Genomic DNA, 18270 nt, shown 5'->3' on the forward strand with positions numbered 1-18270 from the left:
TAACGAGCCAATTACGGAATCTAATTTGAAGCATATTTAGAAAGAGTACCATCAACGGCACTAAAATAAGCGTCGATACAAGTGTTCTTACTAACTGATTAACATCTGAAAGATAGGGTAATACTAAAAAGGAAATGATATTTAACAAGGGATAAATACATATCCAACTCAACACCATCATTTTCCATTTCCTTGGAGACCTTACTTGCATCGTTCTTTTGATTTTACGGTTTCAACACTTCAGAAAATTCGATTTTATTTCCAAAAGGATCATTAATGAAAGCTACACGTTTTCCAATTACTGGAGCTTCAAACGTTCTAACGATTTCAATACCCCGTTGTTTTAACGCTTTCATCGTTACATCCAAATTGGCAACGTTAAAACATAAATGATCGTAACCGAATTTTATTTCTGATGGATCGGAGTCTTTATTATCCTTAACTCCCAAGACTTCAAGGATAAAATTGTTATCTCCTGGTGGGGCGATAAGAGCTAATTGCATTTCTCCGGCATTAAACTCCTTGACCAATCTAAAGTCTAGATTTTCCGTGTACCACGCAATCATTTCATCGTACTTTGTTGTACGTATGGCAATATGCCAGCCTTTTATGTCACTAAACACGCTTGCTTTATTTTTATCAGGATAGATAAGTGGTGAATTTGAATTTTCCATAGTTATATTTTTTTATTGTGATAAGCTTTCGCAAATTCCGTTGAGTAATCTTCTAATTTTAAATTCCCAAATTCGGGTTTGTTTTTCTCATAATCTTCGCCCATTCTTCCTGAACTTATGGAGGCATTAATAGCTACCAAATCTTCTGCAAATTGTTCTGGAAGTCCATTTTCCATCATACCCTTTTTAACTTCTGTTTCCGAAAATGGGATCCACTCAAGATTTGGTAGATCAATAGCTTTCCCTAAAATCTTAGCGGTATCTGCAGCGGTTTTTTCGTCGCTAACTACATATCTAATTTTTAGAATTTCATCAGCCTTAACAATTAATTCTTCGTATACCGCCTTTGCTATATCTTCTGGATGTACCCAAGCTATTTTATCTTCACTTTTAAAATTTGAACCGATGATTCCGGCACTTTTGATCATTTCAATGTAATTGAGCAAATTATAATAAATAGACACCGGACGTATGTAGGTTTTGTGTACAGCCCCTAATTGATTTAAGATTTTTTCCGCGTGATGTGAGCCTAGAATAGTTCCAGTTCTTTTGTCAAGGTGGGCGCCCCAACTACTTAAAAACACAATATGCTCAACACCGGAATGCTGAATAGCGTCTCTATAGTTTCCCGCGATTCTTTTATAATACGCCAAACTATTAAACTCTTTGAAGTTGGGCGGTATCATTAAATACACAACATCTGCACCACTGAATGTTTCACTTAGAAATTGAACATCCTCCATACTACCGATCGCAGCTGTAGCCCCTATCTTTTCAAGATCCTTGATTTTTTTTGAACTCCTACTTATTACGACAACGTTATTATGTTTTGCGGCTAGCATTTTTGCTAATGGTTTACCTATGTGTCCCAAAGAACCTGTTACTACGATTTTCATTTTTAGCTATTTTAAATTATACCTGCAAAGCTAGGCGTAGATGTAGAGAACGATTGAACCAAATCTACGTTTGATGTAGCCTAATCTAGAATTAATTTTATGAACCCTAGTTGTTAGTATTTACATCAATTAAAACTTGCTCTAAATTCCAAAGGTGTCTGCTCGGTCTTGCGTTTAAAAAGTCTGTTGAAGGATTGCGAGTGTTCAAAGCCCAGCTCATAAGCGATTTCAGAAATAGTGAGATGCGTGGTCGATAATTTGATTTTAGCGAGTTCTATGATTTTATTCTGAATGTGCTGTTGCGTACTTTGATGTGTAAACAAACGGAGAACACTTCCTAGATAATTAGAAGATATATGCAATTGTTCTGCTATCTCACTTACTTTGGGAAGTCCCTTTTCTTCTAGTTTATCATCTTCAAAGTATTGGGAAAGCAATACTTCAAAGCGGTCCAAGAGTTCATTATTAGTTTTGCTTTGCGTATAGAATTGTCGCTCGTAGAATCTTTCGGCATATATAAGTAGATTTTCAATTTTAGAGACAATTAAACCTTGGCTGAACTTATCAATATTTGATTCATATTCACCTGATATGCTTTTTAAAATATCGATAATTACGGTTTCTTCTTGTTCAGATAGAAAAAGCGCTTCGTTGATGGCATACTTAAAATAATCATACGTTGTAATCTTTTCGGCTAGCGGAGTATTGCAGAAAAAATCAGGATGAATTAGCAATAACGATCCAGTCGCTGTTCCTAAATCCTGACGGTTTCCTTCCATTTTCAGGCATTGATTCGGCGAAAAAAAACTTAATCTGCCGGTATCAAAATGAAAATCATTTTTCCCATATTTATAATTGCCGCCACTATATTTTTTTAAACAAATGGTGTAATATGAATGTTGCCATACCGAATCTTCATCTCCTACAAGTTGCGCCGAAAAGTGTTTATAATCAACCACACTAATTAAGGGATGCACAGGCCTAGGTAATTTGCAAAAGTTATGGAACTCAGCAATTGTTTCAAAAGAGAATAAATCATCCATATCGTTTAGTATTTTAATCGTTCTTCTTTCAATTATATTTATTGAGTTTATTTCAAGAAGTCTGAGATGGCTTTCGCAATTTGCTCAGGCTTCTCTTCAGGAAGAAAATGCCCGCACCCCTCTATTTCCATAATTTCATAATTAATAACATTCTGAGATAAAAAATTTTCTAAAATTCCAAGGGTAGTAGATGATGCAATTCCCTTAGTCGGATTTTTGATTTTAGGATAGGTTTTCTGTTCTGCAATATCTTCTCCGAAGGTTTGATACCATGCATTGGATGCACTTATGTTTTCTCTGTTATTATAATGATGATTGTACACTGAGCGGTCAAAATCAGTAATGGCATCTTTATTAATAAGTAGCTGGTCTAAAAGATGATTTAATAACAATTCGAAACGTCCCTCCAGCAATTGGCTAGGCAAGTTATTTAATTGATTAAAAGCTACCCACCAAGGATATACCGGTAATCCTACAGGTAACATAGGAAGTTTATACATATTTTCATCGGGAGGTGGGGTATCCAAAAGAATCAACTTATTGATTCTATCAGGATGATTTACCGCAAAAGAATAAGCTACATTGGCACCAATATCATGTCCGACAATATGTGATCTATCATATCCTAAAGCTACCACCAATTCTTTGATATCACCAGCCATATTCTTTTTGGTGTATCCTTCTTTTGGTTTGTCACTATCACCCATTCCACGCAGGTCAATGGCAATCACAGTATACGTTTCAGCAAGAGAGGGCATAATATGGTGGTAAGACCACCAAGTCTGAGGCCATCCTGGCAATAATACCAATGGCTCTCCACTTCCTCCTTGCACATAGTGAATACTTGTTCCATTAACTTTTAGAAAATAACTGGAGAAACCAGGCATTTTTTTGATAAGATTTTCTGTTGAATATGGATTCATAATATTATGTTTTACTCTTTTAATCCGATAGCTCCTTTGAAGGAAATCCAAGCAAACTTCTTACTATCATTCTTGGCAACATCTCCCGATTCAACTGCATAAATAGTAGTTTCGATGATTGCTCCGAACAAATTAAAAATCCAAGAAATAGTTAGTTCCTCGTTGATACGTTTCTCCTTTTGAAGCTCCTTGATTATTTTTAACCATTTCGTTTTGACGTTATCAGATTCGAATTCATTCTTACTATCTAAATCTGAAAAACTACTGTTCTCGTAGACTCTTTTGATGAATGAATAGTTTGCACCTTGTTCAATTGCGGCAAACAGCATATTCCTAACTTTCTTAATTTGGTCAGCATCACTTTTATATGCTTCGTTCATCGCCTTGTTACACCTTTCGAGCATCTCGTTTTTACAGCATTCCATTAAGTTTTGGCGATTTTCAAAATAGCGATGCAACGTTCTTCGAGTAACACCGGCTTCTTCGGCAATGTTCTCCAAAGAATTCGATTCGTTACTCTGAAAGCATTTTACAGCAGCCGCTATAATTTTAGTTTTCGTATCTACCATATCACAAATATATGAAATATGTTACTACAATGTGACATTTAAATTGTGATTTGCTCGGTAATCTGATCTACTATAAAATTGAAAGAGGTAGTGTAATTGAGAGGTAAGATTAGTCAAAAGCCTTTTACGCTTACTTTATTGTTCTTTTTATATTACCCACATCAAATAAATATAAGTACTAATCATAGAGCAAGCTGAAAAGGATTAAGCTCATTTTGAAAGTAGAAATTTCTCTTTTAACCATCAATTCCCTTACCAAGGACAGGTTGTAAACGGCAATATTTCTTCACAGAAAAATTGTCCAGTTGGACCATCGTTTCCTATCAAGGCATATTTTAATATTCGCTCAGACGCCTCTTTCACGGTTCCTGTTCCTTCGTGACCAGTAAAATCGGTTTTGGTAAAGCCTGGACATACCAAGTTGACCTTAATATTGGTATCCTTCAATTCGTATGCAAGATTGATAGTGTACATATTAAGCGCCGATTTAGAGGCGGGATAAACTGCTCCCTTGTAATGATAATAAGGTGCCATTGGGTCGCTGGCCAATCCCAAAGACCCTTGTCCTGAAGATACGTTTACGATTCGAGGCTCGGATGATTTTCTCAACAAGTCGATAAAGGCCACCGTTACCCGAACCACACCGTAAACATTGGTATCAAAGACTTCCTTAAAAACTTCAATATCTGTATTTAATGTAGGTTGCGGATATTTCCCGCTGATACCCGCATTGTTAATCAATACATCCAAAATTTCTGTTTTTTGTGCAATTTCAGTACGAGCTTCATTAACTGAAACCTGATCCGTCACATCTATTTGAATCGCTTCAACATTGATATATCCTTCCGCTTGCAGTTTTTCAGCTGCTTCTTTACCGTTCTGTAAATTTCTGCTGCCCAGATATACGTAAAATCCTTTTTGTAGCGACTGTCTCGCTGTTTCAAAGCCAATTCCTTTGTTAGCACCTGTAATAAATAAAGTTTTCATTTTGTTGGTTTTTTAATTACAGTGCAAATTTCGCAGGAAAAAAACCAGCTGATGTATCTTAATCGTGGCATCTTGTAACCCTATCCTACATTCTTATAAATCAAGGTCGAGAAACAACTTAAAGTTCGGCGGCTACTATTATTCTTTAAAACTGGCCCTTTACAATCTGTATCGCTTATTAAGGACTAGATATTTTTTTATTCAATTTTTGTGAGCTCTATTCACAATGACTGCGCTAGTACTCAACCATACAAAATGAACTGAAGTGAATATTGTAAGCAAGGTTCAAATACATCCTAATTTTAATAATCTAGCATTTCAAACTTGTCTTCAATTTTGGCAAGCCATTTTTCCCGTTTCTCTTTTGAAACCTGCTTAACTTTGTTGAAGGTTATCCATTTACGGTTTTTATATCCAATTTTCCAGAAGGTTCCAAGCATCATCGCTTTTTTTATGGCATATCCAAAAATACCCCAATATAAAAATTTTGGTGTGTTCATCGTGGTTATCATTGTTACGCCTTTTAATTTGGTCCAAAGTGGTTTCATACGCGTGTTACCGGCATTTGTATAATCGTAAGCGATACCTGGGAAGATGACCTTATCCACAAATCCTTTTGTCATCGCCGGCATCAATTCCCACCAAATGGGGAAAATAAAAATAAGATGGTCTGCGCGTTCGATTCGGCCTTTGTATTCCAATACTTTTGGGTCGATGGCCTTCTTGTCCCTAAACCCTTTAAGGTCGTTGGCTGTCATAACGGGATTGAATTGCTCTTTGTCAAGATGAATCAAATCTATCTCGTGATTGGCTTTTTTAAGTCCGGTTGTTACGGACCCTAAAATCGCATTACAAAAACTTCCTTCATAGGGATGGTTAAAAATAATGGCTACGTTCATTGTGTACTATTTTAAAATTATAGTACAAAAGTGCGGCTTGAGATGTTGGTCAACGATAACAATTGTTAAGAAAAGAGGCTCATCTTCTATTTCTGATTCGGCTTAAGGATACGGACGTAATTCCCAAATAGGAAGCGATATAATGTTGGGGAATCCGTAATAGGATTTCAGGATTATTTTTTAAAAGTTCAATGTATCTTGTTTCGGGATTGTCCTTGATTCTTGAAAGAAAAAGTTTTTGATAGGAGATGAGTCGCTCAAATATAAGGTCTTCCATTTGTTCCTTGATAACAGGAGATTGCTCAAGAACGTGTTGAAAATCGATTTTGGTCATCGAGTGAACTATGGAAGGTTCGATGGTTTCAATGGTAAATTGGCTTGGTCGATTCGTTTTGAAACTTTCTATGGATGAAACCATTTGTGTTTCGGTAAAGAATTGGAACGTAATATCTTTTCCGTCATTATTAAACCAAGCTCTCACACAGCCTTGTTCAATATAAAATATGCTGTTTGAAATTTTACCTTCATCTAAAAGTATGGTTTTGGCAGGTAGTTCCTCTCTTTTAAATAAACCTTGAAATTCTTCCCATTCGGTATTTTTAAATTCCATTAGTTCAATTTTAAATTGGGGTTCTACGATATAAATGTAATCAATATAGATGGGTTGTCCTCTTTCGCGAAAGCGGGAAAACATCAATTGTATAATTTCAAAATCGGATTCATACAAATGAAAAGTGTCCGTCTATATAATAACAATTGTTATCGTCTGGCAACAAGGACATCTATAATTTTGGGTCGTAATTAAAAAACTATCAAATGAATCTCGACTTAACACAGAAAACCGCTTTTGTATGCGGTAGCACTTCAGGACTTGGAAAAGCTTCTGCACTAGAAATGGCTCTACTGGGCGCAAATATTGTATTGATTGCCCGAAACGAGGACAAGTTGAAATCCGTACTCAAAGAATTAGACGTCTCCAAAAATCAAAAACACAATTATATCGTTGCTGATTTTTCTCAAGTTGATGTCCTGAAAATTAAATTGGATACTTTTTTGCTTGAAAATCCAACCGTGCATATTTTAGTGAACAATACAGGAGGACCATCTGCAGGCGCCATATTAGACGCCAATTTAGAGGAATTTAATCAGGCTTTTTCCAATCATTTATTGTGCAACCAAGTATTGGTCCAGGCGGTTGCCCCTTCGATGAAATCGGCCGGTTTTGGTAGAATTATCAACATTGTAGGTACGGCGGTAAAAGAACCTGTTACGGGTTTGGGCGTTTCGAATACCATTCGTGCTGCGGTTGCAAATTGGGGGAAAACCTTGGCCGGTGAGTTAGGTCCTTTTGGGATTACCGTAAATAATGTGTTGCCGGGCTTGACCAAAACTGCTCGACTGGAATCTGTTTTGAATGAAAAATCCATCCAGAATAACGTATCGCGTGCAACTATAGATAAAACGGTTGCAACTAATATTCCGGTTGGACGATTTGGTGAACCAAAAGAATTCGGAGCAGTTATCGCCTTTTTGGCCTCGCCGGTTGCAGGTTATATAAATGGTATCAATCTGCCCGTTGACGGCGGTATGTTGGGCTCTTTGTAGAATTGCCCACATCCATCCTTTGAAATTTCAAAAAGAGTAAAGTTTATTTTTTGCATAAAAGTTGCGGCTGATTGGACTGTAGAAAGTATCCGTATTGATAAATATAGTAGTTAAATCATATATATTCAGATACATAGTTTATGTAAACACCTAAAAGTGAATTTTGCTCGTGAATGTACTTATGTTTTACTCACTCATTGTTAAGAATATTGACATCGTTATTTGAAAACCGACCTAGCCTCCGCATAAACTCGCTCAAAATTAGCTGCTAAATCCAAGTCAGAGTAAAAAGTTGTTTGTTCAGGTAATCTACGTTCAATCTTCTGCAACTCAAACTGCACCTTCTTATCCTTGCCATCAGCGTAAGTTATAAACTCCCCTTGTTTCAATCTGAAAAATACATCAGCTCTTATCTTGGGAATCTCTTTTTCTCCGGTCGTTACTCTAGTGTCAAAATCAAGATTATGACCTCTGCTTATACTTTTGGTCGGGTCTTTAACTATTTCAAAAAAGCGTTCATAGTATTTGGCGGTGTCCGGGTCGTTGACCTTGCCAAAAAATTGATAGGAAAGATTGCTCAAGATTGCCTTGCTCGCCTTATCGCCGTACATCATATCGTTCTGAATCTTGTCCTGCATTACGTAGATAGTTGAAATATCATAGCTCCGTAACGTTGCAGGAATTCGGTGCATATTCAATAGCCGGATTGTTGGTGCTTCTTCCATCATAAGAAAGGAAGGATTTGCATCACGTACACTCATTTGTTTTGTAATGGTGTGGATGATGGTGGCAATCACAGGCGAATACGAAGTTTCAAATTTGGGATTGTTCACAATAGAAATCACGCAGGGATTTTCGGTACTATTAATATTTAATGGCACTTCATCCGCAGACAATGCCATAAATATTCTTTGGGTGCTGATGCGTTTTAATGCGTTGGCCAAAGTGCTTTTGACTCCTGCGGTTTGTCTTTCGGAATCCTTACCACTAATAAAAGCATCTGCCATCGCCCTTGATGTGATGTTACTTTCCAAAAATTGGATAAGGCTGTCCGTGTCCAAATATTGGTATATGGCAATCAAATGAGGAAGGGTACAAAATTTAGGATAGCTCGTTTTCAATTTCCAAATCAATCCACCAATCAATCCTTCCGCAGCATCATTAAAAAATTTGGTCGTTCCTGTTGAACCAGATTCTCTTTGCTCCAAAAGATTTTCAATCAATACCCTTGAAACCTCATTGACGCTCTCCTCATTCTCTAAATACCTTGGCGCAATAGGATTTACCCTATGGATGATTTTATCAAAGGAAATGACCTTAAAAGGGATATCTCCATCTTTGAAAAGCGGATATGCCATTTCGGTCAGCTCAAAATCCTTATAATCGTGGATTATTCCACAAAACCCCTGCTCCTGAAAATGCTTTAGAAATCCATAAACAACGCTTTCGGTCTTTCCACTTCCCGCAGAACCGATGACGGATGCACCTCGTTTGATGTTGTCCAATTTGAAGTTTCCTTTAGTGGTAGAAAAATTGACCTGATACTTTGCATTGGTCGTTTTGGGCTTTTCGGTTTTATGTAGAAAAACGTACAGCCCTATATTGATTAGCATAAGAGGGCAAACCAAATAAAGCAATATTTGGATCAGCTCGTTTTCTTTAGATAGATAAAGTATGGAAAGACCAAGTAATAAGAGGTTGATAATAAAGGCAAATCGCGATACTCGATACATTCCATAAAAGAGTATGCTGGCAAAGCCAATGACAAGAAGTACCGATAAAAAATGGTCCAGCTGCATACTTTGTTTTTTAGATTCCGATGGAACTTGATTTGATGGCCACCTCGACACCTCGACGTAGCCTATTGAAAACTTTCATCGCCAATTGTGCCTGTGTTACGGGAATAGTTGGCATAATTGGAATACCAGACTTACCCATTATTTTGAACGCCAATACTTTGTCGTTGGTTGGTAGTTTCATCAAGGAAGCAAAATAGATTTTCGGATTTTTGATGAAGTCCTTTCGTGCTTTATAGGTTTCAGCAAAGTTTCTCTTATAGCCAAAAGTCTTATCAAAGGTCTTTTCCGCATTTGTAAAAAACTTGTCTCGGTCAAAGCCACGTTTCACGTTCTTGCCGTGCATCTCAACTTCCGAAGCTTTGTGTTTGCTCCCTGGCGAAAGGCTGAACGTATTGGATGCATCTTTTCGGCTAACGATGATATGGATATGGCTTTGGTTTCCCGCTTTTGGCATTCCCTGTACGATGCGCTTTCCGTCCTGTTGATGCGGAGCTGCCCTTTCAAGTTTTAAAATTTCCCTGTTCAATTTATTGAAATTGCCTTCCGCTCGTCCATCTTGTATATTTCGGATTTCAGTTTTTAACTGAAGTATCTTTGTGGCAAACGGTTGGTTTTCCTTAATCTGAAAATCTGTTCCTTTGAAGGCTCTTTGATGCTCTATTTTCGCATAGTATTTAATGTCATCGATATTGATGGGTCGCCCATTTATTTCACGGTTGAAGGACTCTACATAATCCTTCATCAGTTCACGGGTGTACATTTTCAGATCTTCGCTACTGTTCTGTAATCTGCCCAATTCATATTTTGATGGACTGACCGTTATCGAATAAAATTTAGGTTCGGTCTTTTTCAATTTTGCACCATTTCCATCGATATCCTTTACGACTTCTTCGGCTGAAATCCCTTCGCCATATTGGTTGAAAAAATGTTCCATTTCTTCCTGCTCCAGACCTTGGTTTTCTTTCTCCAAATAGCCTACAAAATCGCCCGAGCTCTGTGAATAATTACCCCCTAATTTTTGAGGTGTTATCGTGATATACATAGCTCAAAAAATTAAAGTTCGTTGTCTTGGTTTTGCTTTTCGCGAAAGCGTACTTCCTTCTTTTCCTCGACGAATTTCTTTTCCAAAATGAGCGGTTTCTTTTTGGGTTCTTCGGTCTGAAAAAGGGATTCTATCATCGCGACCGTGGGTTTGGTCTGGGTCTTTTCCATATCCCTCATTATGGCGATAACCGCATTGATACGTTTCTTGATTGAAGCCTCGATGGTTCGACCTGTCGGGCCCAGTTTTTCCCTTGGCGAGATTTCGTTGTAGAAGAAAAAATCGAGCATCGTGGACATTGCCTCGGTATGCGATTTGAAGTGTTTGCGTGAAAATTCCTGAAACCGCTTGGCAGTTTCCTTTTTGAATCTAATCCCTGTAAATGAGTACATAATTCGCCGATTTGTCGCAAATCCGTCCCTAAAAGTGGGCGTTTGAAGGCTATTTGTCGCAAATTGCAGAAGGTCAAGAAATTATCTATTTTTCAAGTAGCTGAACATCAGCATTTTGAAAACGAAAAGGAGTGCTTAACATCGCATCGCGTGTTACCCTCTTGCTACTCCTTTTCGTTCGCCACAGGCGAACAAAAATTTCGTACAATCTGGCTAAAAAGCCAATTGCCATTTTGGGAAAAATGGATTTCCGATATGTTATTTTTCGATGTGTACGGTTATCGGCGAAAGTGAAAAATGGATAACAATACTTAAAATTGAATGCTGAATTTCAGCGAAATAAAGATACGTTTTTTATTTGATTTGGAAGTGTCAAACAAAAAAAACACCCCTAAAATTTAGAGGTGCTTTATCATTAAGTTCAGAAAATCAAATATTGAATATGAAGGTGTAGGAATACAAATTTCGCAATGCTTCTTCCTCAATCATAGTTTCAAAACAGGTATAATTTTCCCTTACGTATTTACGGATACTGTCGCCAAATTTACGTTCTACGTCCTTTTTAGAATCTTCCAAGATTCGGTTTTGAGCTTCTTCGCTCAAGTCTGTAAAATTTAGATATACCATAGCTTCAAAATTTAATATTCGCTTGGTAACATCAGCGTATCATTTACAAAAAATAAACGCAGTTCATCGAGTGGAAAATCGGTTGCCCGATAGCCGTGTTTTTCTAATACATTATCATTGCCATCGGTATAAATAATTTCTGCTTCGTAGCCTGTAAAATCTTGTCTTTCCTCGGACAATCTTTTAAAATCGATGGTTATAAATTCGCTTCGGTTCATCAGACTTTTTGCAATTACGGAAGTGTCCGTAATGAGCCAAAAACATTCGGCAGCTTCCGCCAAATATTTTAGTCCGTTGGTGTATCGGGTTCGTAATAATGGGATTTGAAATATGGTTTCCGAACCGTGAAAATGTTGTAATCCTTCTTTGATTTCGTTAACTTGTACTTTCATAATTTTCTATTTATTAGTAGTGAATTATTAAAAAGAGGGCGCAACTTTCGACGGGAACGCCCTCTTTAATTTTAGTGGCTATTTGCCGTTTTTAGTTCCGAGCAAAAGAATTTCCCTTGCTTCAACTTCGGTTACATAGCGTTGGTTGCCGTCATCGGTGGTATAGGTACGGGTTCTCAATTTCCCTGTGATTCCTATTTCCTTTCCTTTGCCTACATATTTTTCAACGATTTCGGCAATCTTGCCCCAGGCTACGACCGTGTGCCAATCTGTATTTTGCACTTTTTCGCCCTTGTTGTTTTTGTAGTTCTCGTTCGTGGCGAGTGAAAAACGGGCTACTTTCTTACCGCTTTCAAGGTTCGTGACCTGTGGCTCTTGGCCAACGTTTCCGATTAACTGTACGTGATTTTTTAAAGTACTCATAATAAAAGAATTAAAGATTAATTAAGGCTACCCGAACCCTTCGGATAGTTTGCGTTTATGTTTTTTTGAAGTGATTTACTTATTATATCCAGAGCGTTTTCCTTTTTTTGTTTTTTTAGTCCCGCTTCCTTTTTGATGGTTTTGTAAGATTTCATAATATTCGATTTAGATTTACTTCCCATAGAGCCGTCCGCTGTTACCTTTTTTTGTTGCTGATACATTTTCAATATTTGGAATTAATAAGGACTTATAAAAGGGAGGTACGACCGGTTATGCAGTCCGTTTAACTTCCAAATGTTGGTATTTTGCTTACAAAAAAACGGTTGGGACAGCGGTGGCTCGGGAGTAGGTCTAAATGCCTTTTGTGAAGTATAAAAACATAGGAAGCGGGACTAAATGATTAAATGGAATTCCGATTTGGCGGACTCCGTTCACGATTTCGGATTGGGAATGAAGCGTTCCGCTCCAGCGCAGCGGATCGGGTTAGCGAAATGGAAAGTAGAAATTGGGGATGGTGTCCAAGACCTATTTAGAGAAGCTCTTTTCCCGCAATGTAGCTTTTCGCGAAATGCAGGGGAATGTGCTGAACGGTTATGAAACTCTATTTTCCCTTTGTGTAGGATGTAAGGCGGACTGAACTTTAAAGATGGAGGTTGGGAATGGAGTGTTCCTGCCGTGTTTCAGGTAGGGTTAACGCAATGGAAATCGGAATCTTTGGAGTTGTGTCCAAGATTTTTTTGTAGTGAAGCTCTTTTCCTGTAATGAGCTTTTCGCGAAATGAAGGGTAATGGGCTGAGTGGCTTATGGAAGATAAGGTGTACTTTAGTAACAATCCATCTTCAGCTGTCCATTATGCTGAAGCTCGTCGAAGTTAATTCCAGAATGTTCAGCGAGTAAGCCTTCCAGCACATCTAAAATGTCGTGTTGCATAGTAAGTGAACCACAAATCATAACCACACCACCTTCTTGAACTGTTTGAAGAACAATATCCTTTTGTTGTAATATCAGATTTTGTACATACTCTTTACTACCTTCTCTTGAATGGGATTTATGGATTGTGTTATTTTGGTTTTTCGAAATAATCCCTGTAAGAATATCATCATAAATAGCTGAAGAAGCTACTGTCCTGCCGCCCCAAAACAAGTTGATTTTTGTGTCGCAATTCTGTTCCATAATCCCCAAGAATGGGGCTATTCCAGTTCCATTTGATATCAATACTGCGGAAGCTGATTTTTTAGGAAAGTGGAAATTAGGGTTGCTGTCTATAACCGCCTGAATAGTATCGCCCTTATTCAAGCTATGCAAATACGAAGAGCCTTTACCAAATTCGTGTTTCTTTACACTCAAAAGAATTTCATTGCCCATACTGGCAATAGAATATTGTCGAGGGATATCAGTTCCGTCTGGAAAAACGGACAATAAATCGCCTGAGGTAAAACTTGTTTTTTTCTTCGCTTTCAGTCTGATTAGGAAGGTATCATCTACATTTAATTCTGTGCGCTCAACTACCTTAAATGTAATTTTTTTATAGTTCCGTTTCTTGAGCTTCGGTTTTTCAACAGAAAGTGAAAAACGTAATAGTTCGCTCAATTGTTCGACCCATCTTTCAAAATCAGCAAAGTCTGCATTGTTGATTTTATAAAGCGGCATCAAGGGTTGAAAGTCTTGATGTATTTGTAAAAGTGAATCTACTTGTATCGCAAACTTGCAATAGTCAGTATATTCCAGGGAACCAAAGCCTACTACGGCATAGTTGATTTTATTCGGTTGCCGGATAGTAGGGAAGATAGCCTCAAACTTTCTGGCGTTCGTCGGTGGTTCGCCCTCACCATAGGTGGCCGTAAAGATGAAAATATGTTCCGCTTTCCCTTCGACTGCGCTCAGGGCAGGCGCGATAATGTCATACTTGTTCAATTCGGTCAAGAACACATTTTTTCCTTGGGCAGTTAACCCGTTGTAGAATCGCCTTGCAAAATCATAGGTCGTTCCCGTTTCTGAACCTACCAAAATGACGAATTCACATTCGTCTTTATCGGGCATTATGGTAATAGCTTTCACTTTTTTTCTGCGCTTCAACGTCATCGCAAAACCCGAATACATAAAGAATAAAATGGACGCACTTGCCAGCAGCAGGACGATAGACCACAACACACTTCCTTCGCCTGTATGCAACACCCAACTTAAACGGGATGCCAATTGCACAAAGGGATAATCTGCGCTACTAATTATTTGTCCCGTTTGCTGGTTGACTCTAATTTCTCTATCCTGTAATTCGATTTGATAATAATCTTCTGGGTCTTCAGAAAACGGAAATTCAACTTTTCTCACGTTATTTAACGACGTTTCCTTGAAGAAGGGAATTTCATTAATCGATGTGTACTTTTGAGTTGTTTTTAAAAACTCAATTTCCTGATGTGCAATTTTGGTATCTGGAAGCAATTCAAACTTTTCGGCAGAAAGATACACGCCAGTAAGTGCAACAATAACGATGGGAATAAAGAACCATCGGCTTAAAATGACGTGGTAATGCAGTTCAAAATAATCTTTTTGAACTTTTGAAAATATGCGTTTAAAACCGCCTTGCCTTTTGGCAAGTAATAATAGTCCCGTAACAGCAATTAAAAAAAGCAATAGCGAAATCAGGCCGACAAAAAACCTTCCGATGCTCTTTAAAAATAATGACCGATGCAGATTGGTGGCGAAACTATAAAAAAAAAGGCGCTCTTGTACCTCGCCTAATTGTTCGCCTGTTTTTGCATCGATATAGATATCGAGCGTTTCCATTTCCGTAGTAAGAACGGAAGCTTTCACAAAGTCAGAAGATTCTACTTCCAGCGAGAAAACCTCCTCATAAGTTGAGTTTAAAGCATCAATTGTCGTAGCTAATGATACTTTATCTAAATCTTGCATAGCAAAACCTTTCGCTTGATGCGAAATAGGCTCAATCGCTAAAACCACACCTGTTATTGAGGCTATGAATAAAAATAAAGAAGAGGCAAGGGCAAGTACAAAATGACTGTATCGCCAAATGGAAATGGTCATAAAATGGGGTGTGTTTTTACTGCGGTAGCATTCTTACATAGCGAATAAATCCTTTTCCTTCCTTCTTGGCTTTGAGATTTTCGGTGGTCAACTCAAACTGAATATCGTCCTTATAATATTTCTGGTCTTCTACCGAAGTTTCAAAACGTAGGCTATATCCTTTATCTATTTTGTCGGATGGAATCTGCAATACAGAAACGGTACGTTCGCCACCGCTTATGGTCGCACCCGAAATAGCATCGATATTGGGACGGTATTTCCCGTAGAATTTCCACCATTCAGTGATTTCACTATACCATTCACTATCCTTTCCCTGAACATAAAGTGTTTCTTCGTATTCGCCAGATGGATTCATTAATGAAACAATTACGTAAGCACCTTCGCCTGTGTAATTGGTCATTTGTATGAGGCATTTTACCGCTTTGTTTTCAGTAGTTGTAAATGCCATTAGTAACAATCCTGCGAGTACCATCGCAGGAATAATTTTAAATGTTGTTTTCATCGAGCTAAATTTTTAATGCCCATTATGGGCTTTCATCTTATTTTAAAAAATTCAATGAGGTGTTTTGTTTTTTTAAGAGTTCGTTTTCGCTTGCCAAATCATAGACCGTTTCTTCAAAATCAGTTTTGATTTTAGTATCTGCACCTTTTGAGATTAGGTATTTCATCATCTCATCGTTTTCAGCTTTCATTGCAGCAATGTGCAATACGGTCAGTCCTTCATCATTTTTTGCATTGGTGTCAATATCAAAATCTGCAAGGCTTTTCAACAATTCTATATTATTGTCTTTAGCAGCAAGATGAAAAAGTGTATTTCCCTCGGCTTGAGTCGTGTTCATTTTGAACCCTTTTTCTTGAAGCAGTTTTAATTTGCTATCAAATTCATCGGGTTTTCTGCCATCAAAAGATGCTACTAAATAATAAGCCATAGTATTGCCTTTACTATCTTTTGCGAAAACAACACTTCCCTTTTCCAATAAGAATCCAACCACTTCAGAACTGTTATGCTGAACCGCAAGCATTAAAGCCGCCTGTCCGTCATTATTTGCAGTATTGACGTCTTTTAGGTTTTTAGAAAGCAGATGTACCATCGCCAATTCATTACGGGAAGCGGCATTGAGAAAAGGTGTGTTGCCTTCGGAATCTTTTTGGTTCACATCTGCACCGGCAGTAAGAAAAAATTCAAAAATCGCTGGGTCAGTATTGTTATAAGCCAGTCGGTGTAATGGCGTATAACCGTCTTTGGTCACGATGTTAGGTTTAAGACCGAGACTTTTCAAGTACTCATAAACCGCCAATGGATTGCTATAGCCACGACCACCTTGTGTTGCGAATAAAAAGGCATTTCCACCTTCTTGGTTTAACGATTTGTAATCCACACCTTTTTTGATAAGCAGTTTCAGGAAATCAATATTCCCTTTTTTGCTGGCATAATTAAAAATACCATTGCCGTTGTTATCTGTACCTTCAAGCTTAAAGCCTTTGCTTGTAAAAAAAGATAACTCTTTTTCTGTAGACAATGAAGGCGCAACCAATAATAACAGATTTGCACCACTTTCATTTTTCTCGTTTACAAGGTTTATACCGTGCTTTTCAAAAGCCTCGTACAAGTCTTTATCTTTTTGGCCAGCATTGGCAGCAAAAGCAAGTGGTGTATAACCGTGGCTGTCCAATTCGGTAACGGATGACCTGTTATCAAGTAGATACTTGACCATTTCCGTTTGACCGGCATACGCCGCCCAATGTAAATAGATTCGGCTGTCGTGGGTTTTCTTATCAACAGGATTGCCTTCGAGCGATAAAAGAAATTTTACCACATCGTCATCTGCCTTTTCCAGCAATGCATAAATGGTGGCATCAAAAGCATTTTCATTGAGTACCTTAGCATCATTGCCCTCAGCGATTTTTTGCTTTACAGTTTTCAAGTCTGGATTGCCCTTCCAGAAGGAACGGTCAAGAAATATATTGTCTTGTTGCGCAACTGCCACTATGCTCATAAAAAGCATAGCAAACAGCGTTACATTTTTCAAAATTTTCATCTAACTATTTTTTTACAAAAGACTCGATGACTTCATCAATTTGAGCCTCTTTTTCATAGCCTTCTTCTTCAAATAAGAACTTATAAAGCGGCTTATTGTCCACTTTTTCTTCAAGAACAAGGTCTTTATCGCGGCCAAAGACTTCATCCCATTTAGCACGCACCAAAGCCCATTTGTTATCATTATCTTTCCACCATTGGGCAGCAGCTGCACATTTGCTGTCATCCACTTTTACATAGGTGTTATATCCTTTTTCCTTTGCAAGTATCACATCTTCCTTACCTGTCTCACGGATAATTTTGGTATTATCTTGGTCGTGTAACCAACCATAATCTGTGATTTCTTGACGGTTGCCGCGCATCAATAGGTTGTAGTCGCTTCTGGTTGTATATTCCCTTCTTGCCAGAGGCGCAGGTGTCGTATTTTCCCAATAGCTTTTTCCATCAACGTTCACCCAAGAGGCAGAACCTTCGTAACGTGGACTGTCATCTACCTGATATACTTTCTGTGTCCATTGTCCTTTAACTTCGGATGTAGGTAATTTTTCGAAAGTCCACTCATTGTCCGCATTATAGGTGTATAAGTCGGTATTTTCAAATAGCCAGTCTTGTCGCCAATGCTTTACGATTTGAGGGTCTGCTGGATTTCCTACCTGTAAGAGATGCTGAATAGAAATCTTATCATCCTCATCTGTTACTAATTGCGCCCATTCCAACCCTTTATCCACCTTTGTTTTTGAAGGCTTGTAAAGAGAATCGTTGCTGTAATTAAAAGTTTCTGCAAAATTAAAAGTGACTTCATAACAGCCACACATTTTCTTGATGGCTTCTTGGTCTTCTTGTTTTTTTGAGGTTTGAGAAATGGCACTTATTGAAAATAATAGTGCCAATAAGGTGTACAAAGATGTTTTCATTGCTA

Annotated in this window: 20 protein-coding genes; 1 reads left to right on the top strand and 19 read right to left on the bottom strand. The window is 37.9% G+C overall.

The features are described from left to right. Positions 1–224 precede the first annotated feature (224 nt). The 8 genes from BLT84_RS05830 to BLT84_RS05865 all read right to left on the bottom strand — a co-directional run bounded on the left by BLT84_RS05830 (position 225) and on the right by BLT84_RS05865 (position 6601). Positions 225–674: a VOC family protein gene (locus BLT84_RS05830; protein ID WP_091263517.1), complete on the bottom strand. Its 450-nt coding sequence runs from the start codon at positions 672–674 to the stop codon at positions 225–227. A gap of 2 nt (positions 675–676) precedes the next feature. Continuing rightward, on the bottom strand, positions 677–1570 hold the full coding sequence (locus BLT84_RS05835; protein WP_091263519.1) for an NmrA family NAD(P)-binding protein: 894 nt from the start codon (positions 1568–1570) through the stop codon (positions 677–679). A 125-nt stretch (positions 1571–1695) separates the two neighbouring features. After that, complete coding sequence (locus tag BLT84_RS05840) at positions 1696–2613, bottom strand: helix-turn-helix domain-containing protein (RefSeq protein ID WP_091263521.1); 918 nt, start codon at positions 2611–2613, stop codon at positions 1696–1698. 47 nt (positions 2614–2660) lie between these two features. Next, positions 2661–3500, bottom strand: a complete 840-nt coding sequence (locus BLT84_RS05845) for an alpha/beta fold hydrolase (RefSeq protein ID WP_231929497.1) — start codon at positions 3498–3500, stop codon at positions 2661–2663. Positions 3501–3547: 47 nt separating this feature from the next. Continuing rightward, positions 3548–4105 carry a TetR/AcrR family transcriptional regulator gene (locus BLT84_RS05850; RefSeq protein ID WP_091263525.1) on the bottom strand — a complete coding sequence of 186 codons (558 nt, stop codon included), beginning with the start codon at positions 4103–4105 and terminating at the stop codon, positions 3548–3550. A 252-nt stretch (positions 4106–4357) separates the two neighbouring features. Next, the gene (locus BLT84_RS05855) at positions 4358–5092 is read right to left on the bottom strand and encodes an SDR family oxidoreductase (protein WP_091263528.1); all 735 of its coding nucleotides are present in this window, start codon (positions 5090–5092) and stop codon (positions 4358–4360) included. Between the two features lie 302 nt (positions 5093–5394). After that, positions 5395–5991, bottom strand: coding sequence for an NAD(P)H-dependent oxidoreductase (locus BLT84_RS05860; RefSeq protein WP_091263529.1), 597 nt, complete (start codon positions 5989–5991; stop codon positions 5395–5397). Between the two features lie 79 nt (positions 5992–6070). Beyond that, complete coding sequence (locus tag BLT84_RS05865; RefSeq protein ID WP_091268063.1) at positions 6071–6601, bottom strand: Crp/Fnr family transcriptional regulator; 531 nt, start codon at positions 6599–6601, stop codon at positions 6071–6073. 206 nt (positions 6602–6807) lie between these two features. Between BLT84_RS05865 and BLT84_RS05870 the strand changes: the two genes are divergently transcribed. Further along, a complete protein-coding gene (locus BLT84_RS05870) occupies positions 6808–7596 on the top strand; it encodes an SDR family oxidoreductase (protein ID WP_091263530.1) in 789 nt (262 codons plus the stop codon). Positions 7597–7814: 218 nt separating this feature from the next. Here the strand turns inward: BLT84_RS05870 and BLT84_RS05875 are convergent, their stop codons facing one another. From BLT84_RS05875 to BLT84_RS05930, 11 genes are all read right to left on the bottom strand, one after another. Then, positions 7815–9395 (bottom strand): type IV secretory system conjugative DNA transfer family protein, encoded by a 1581-nt coding sequence (locus BLT84_RS05875; protein WP_091263531.1) that lies wholly within the window; start codon positions 9393–9395, stop codon positions 7815–7817. A 10-nt stretch (positions 9396–9405) separates the two neighbouring features. Next, positions 9406–10437 carry a MobB family relaxase gene (mobB, locus tag BLT84_RS05880; RefSeq protein WP_091263532.1) on the bottom strand — a complete coding sequence of 344 codons (1032 nt, stop codon included), beginning with the start codon at positions 10435–10437 and terminating at the stop codon, positions 9406–9408. A gap of 11 nt (positions 10438–10448) precedes the next feature. Then, positions 10449–10829 carry a BfmA/BtgA family mobilization protein gene (locus tag BLT84_RS05885; RefSeq protein ID WP_091263533.1) on the bottom strand — a complete coding sequence of 127 codons (381 nt, stop codon included), beginning with the start codon at positions 10827–10829 and terminating at the stop codon, positions 10449–10451. Positions 10830–11258: 429 nt separating this feature from the next. Beyond that, positions 11259–11456 (bottom strand): hypothetical protein, encoded by a 198-nt coding sequence (locus BLT84_RS05890; RefSeq protein ID WP_091263535.1) that lies wholly within the window; start codon positions 11454–11456, stop codon positions 11259–11261. Positions 11457–11467: 11 nt separating this feature from the next. Continuing rightward, the gene (locus BLT84_RS05895) at positions 11468–11848 is read right to left on the bottom strand and encodes a DUF6876 family protein (protein ID WP_091263537.1); all 381 of its coding nucleotides are present in this window, start codon (positions 11846–11848) and stop codon (positions 11468–11470) included. A 78-nt stretch (positions 11849–11926) separates the two neighbouring features. Beyond that, the gene (locus BLT84_RS05900) at positions 11927–12271 is read right to left on the bottom strand and encodes a single-stranded DNA-binding protein (protein WP_091263539.1); all 345 of its coding nucleotides are present in this window, start codon (positions 12269–12271) and stop codon (positions 11927–11929) included. A 17-nt stretch (positions 12272–12288) separates the two neighbouring features. After that, the gene (locus BLT84_RS05905; RefSeq protein WP_091263541.1) at positions 12289–12492 is read right to left on the bottom strand and encodes a hypothetical protein; all 204 of its coding nucleotides are present in this window, start codon (positions 12490–12492) and stop codon (positions 12289–12291) included. Between the two features lie 601 nt (positions 12493–13093). Further along, positions 13094–15313 carry a PepSY domain-containing protein gene (locus BLT84_RS05915; protein ID WP_091263545.1) on the bottom strand — a complete coding sequence of 740 codons (2220 nt, stop codon included), beginning with the start codon at positions 15311–15313 and terminating at the stop codon, positions 13094–13096. A 16-nt stretch (positions 15314–15329) separates the two neighbouring features. Next, the gene (locus BLT84_RS05920; RefSeq protein WP_091263547.1) at positions 15330–15815 is read right to left on the bottom strand and encodes a DUF2271 domain-containing protein; all 486 of its coding nucleotides are present in this window, start codon (positions 15813–15815) and stop codon (positions 15330–15332) included. 37 nt (positions 15816–15852) lie between these two features. Further along, entirely contained in the window at positions 15853–17352 is a 1500-nt protein-coding gene (locus BLT84_RS05925; RefSeq protein WP_091263549.1) for an ankyrin repeat domain-containing protein, read from the bottom strand. A 4-nt stretch (positions 17353–17356) separates the two neighbouring features. Next, the gene (locus BLT84_RS05930) at positions 17357–18265 is read right to left on the bottom strand and encodes a DUF6607 family protein (protein ID WP_091268066.1); all 909 of its coding nucleotides are present in this window, start codon (positions 18263–18265) and stop codon (positions 17357–17359) included. Positions 18266–18270 lie beyond the last annotated feature (5 nt).

The sequence above is a fragment of the Gillisia sp. Hel1_33_143 genome, from assembly GCF_900104765.1.
GTDB lineage: Bacteria > Bacteroidota > Bacteroidia > Flavobacteriales > Flavobacteriaceae > Gillisia.